The sequence below is a fragment of the Paramagnetospirillum marisnigri genome, from assembly GCF_001650715.1.
In the GTDB taxonomy this organism is placed as follows: domain Bacteria; phylum Pseudomonadota; class Alphaproteobacteria; order Rhodospirillales; family Magnetospirillaceae; genus Phaeospirillum; species Phaeospirillum marisnigri.
In genome coordinates this window covers 1-2,519 of sequence record NZ_LWQT01000111.1, presented here as the reverse complement: position 1 = coordinate 2,519, position 2,519 = coordinate 1, and the positions used below count along the sequence as shown (strand labels likewise).

Sequence of the window (2,519 nt, the reverse complement as noted above, 5' to 3'; positions counted from 1 at the left end):
TCTTGCCGGTCTCGTCGATGGCCACCTGGAAGGCGTGGCCGGGCTTCAACCAGACCAGCCATTTGCTCGGCACCACGAAGTCCAGTTCCAGCACGCTGTCGTCAAGGATGTCCAGCAGGGCCTGACCCGGCTGGACATATTGCTGCGAGCGGACCTTCTGCTCCACCACCCGTCCGTCGAAGGGGGCGGGCACGGCGCATTTGGCCACCACCGCCGCCCCGGCGGCGTCCTTGGCGCGGGCCTTGTCGCGCTCGGCCAGGGCCACGTCGCTTTCCAGCTTGCCGATGGTCTGCAATTCCAGCAGCCGGGCATTAACCGCCACCGTCTTGTCGGCGGCCGACAGGGTGGCGCGGGCCTCGGCCAGATTGGCGCGCTGGATGGAGCAGTCGAAGGCGATCAGGGCGTCGCCCTTCTTGAAGCGGTCGCCTTCCCGCACATGGATGCGTTCCACCTTGGCGCCGATTTCGGCGGCCAGGGTGGTGTAGTCGCGGGGGCTGAGCTGCGCCCGCAATTCCTGCGCCCCGGCGGGGGCGGCCAGCGCCGCCAGCAGCGATGCCAAGGCGGCGGCGATCCTCATGGCGCGGCGGCCTTGGCCGGGGCGGTGCTGTCGTCGAGGCCGAGCCAACCCAGGGCCGAGACCGGCTTGGCGGTGGGCTGGGGGGCGGCGGGCTGGGGGGCGGCGGGCGGTTGAGGCGCCGGTGACAGCTTGATGGACGTCACCGGTGCCGGGGCCGCCGGCGTCGGGACCAGGGCCACCGCCTCGGGCATGCGACCCCAAGTCTCCAGCCGGGCGGCGATGGTGGCCGACAGGCCGGGCAGGTCCTGGGCGGCGATGGAATCGGGCAGCAGATCGTCACCCATGGTGGCCTGCATCTTGGCATAGGCCTGTTCCAGCTGGGCATAGGTCTGGAAGCGGCGCAGCTGCGAGGCGATGGCCGAGGCGCGGCCCGCCACCCGTTCCAGCATGCCCGACGCGTCATTGGCGGCCTTGGCATCGGACAGTTCCGCCAGCCGCCGGTCCACCTTCCACAGCTCGTCCGACTGCTCGAACTGGCTGGTGGCGTTGCGGAATTGCCGTTCCGAGATATGGACCTGGGCCAGCACCGCCATGCGCAGCGCGATGCGCCGAGCCTTGGCCACCGCCTCGTTGGTCTCGGCGTATTTCAGCGCCGATGGCCCCGAGATGATGTTCATCAGGTTCCAGCTCAGCTTGGCCCCGGCCTCGTACCAGTGATTGTCCATCAGGAAGCTGTTGTAGTCGTAGTTGCGGCTGCCGGTGAAGGTGACGCCGGGCAGCATCTTGATGATCGCCTTCTTGGTGTCGTCCACCGAGATGCGGGTCAGGTAGCCCTGTTCACGCAGATCGGGGTTGTTGACGAAGGCCTGCTCCTCCATGCGCTCCAGCGACACCGTCCAGTCGGGCGGGCTCATGGCCTCGGGCACCGCCAGGGCGATCTCGGTGCCCGGCGGCACGTTGATCAGCGCCGCCAGTTCGATACGCGCCGTGGACAGTTCCTGCTGGATGGCGGTCAGCTGGCGGAGCGTCTCCAGCAGGCTCTTCTGATAGCGCAGGGACTCGGCCGGGGCCTTGAGGTTCTCGCGCTCCACCAACCTGGCCTTGTCCAGGGCCAGCCGGGCCTCGGCCACCGCCTTCTCCACGTCGGATTTCAGGGTCTGGTAGGCCGCCGCCCGCCAATAGGCGAAACGCACCTCGGAAATCAAATTGTGGACGGCCTTGCGGCGGCGCTCGGTGGCCACCAGGGCGCGGTCGGCATTGGATTTGGCGGTGAAATAGGTCAGGCCGAAATCCAGGATGTTCCAGCTCATGGTCAGATCGGCGGTGCGGGCGAAGCGATCGGCGGAATAGCTGGGATTGCCGGTGCCGGTGGTCTGGTTGTAGAGATCGCGCGACCGCGTCGCGTTGGGCTCGCTTCGCTCGGTATAGCCCGCATTGGCGGTGAGCTTGGGCAGCAGATCGAAGCGGTCCACATCCAACTGACCGAGCGCCAGCGCCTCTTCCATCATCTTGGAGCGCTTGTCGAGATTGTATCTGAGCGCCCGGGCGATGGCCTCGGCCACGGTCAGCGGCCCGGCCAGCGGCTCGCCGCCCTTGAACATCTCGCTGCGATCGGCGGCGGATTGCGCCGCCAGCTCGTCCTTGGAAAACGGCGCCGGAGTCACCGCGCATCCGGCGAGAAGAGCAACCAACGAAACCGAGGCCAGCAAACGCTTCATCGTCAACATCCCCTGAAAGTGCATCATCACGCGGCCCTGCCGCCCTGCTTCACCATGCCGAACAAGGCCGCGTGACGGGCCAGGCGCCCGTCCTTGCTCATGGCCCGCAACTGGTCCGACAGGCTCGGCCGTCCCACCGGCCGCGCGTCGCCGGTCTGGCCCGGCTGGGGCGCCCCCTGCGGCTGGCCCTGGTCCTGGCCCTGGCCTTCGCCCCCGGCCGGGGCCACATTGCCCTGACCGGCCTCGCCGACCACGATCTTGAAGGTCTGCACCGCCTCGCGGCC

At 68.4% G+C, this 2,519-nt stretch carries 3 protein-coding genes; all 3 read right to left on the bottom strand.

What is annotated here, in order from left to right; all coding sequences use genetic code 11:
* On the bottom strand, positions 1-577 hold a 577-nt coding region (locus A6A04_RS19495; protein ID WP_068495694.1), incomplete at its 3' end, for an efflux RND transporter periplasmic adaptor subunit.
* A complete protein-coding gene (locus A6A04_RS19490) occupies positions 574-2,235 on the bottom strand; it encodes a TolC family protein (protein WP_245651313.1) in 1,662 nt (553 codons plus the stop codon). The genes A6A04_RS19495 and A6A04_RS19490, both read right to left, overlap by 4 nt.
* 26 nt (positions 2,236-2,261) lie before the next feature.
* The coding region (locus tag A6A04_RS22780) for a hypothetical protein (RefSeq protein ID WP_456095286.1) at positions 2,262-2,519 on the bottom strand (258 nt) is incomplete at its 5' end.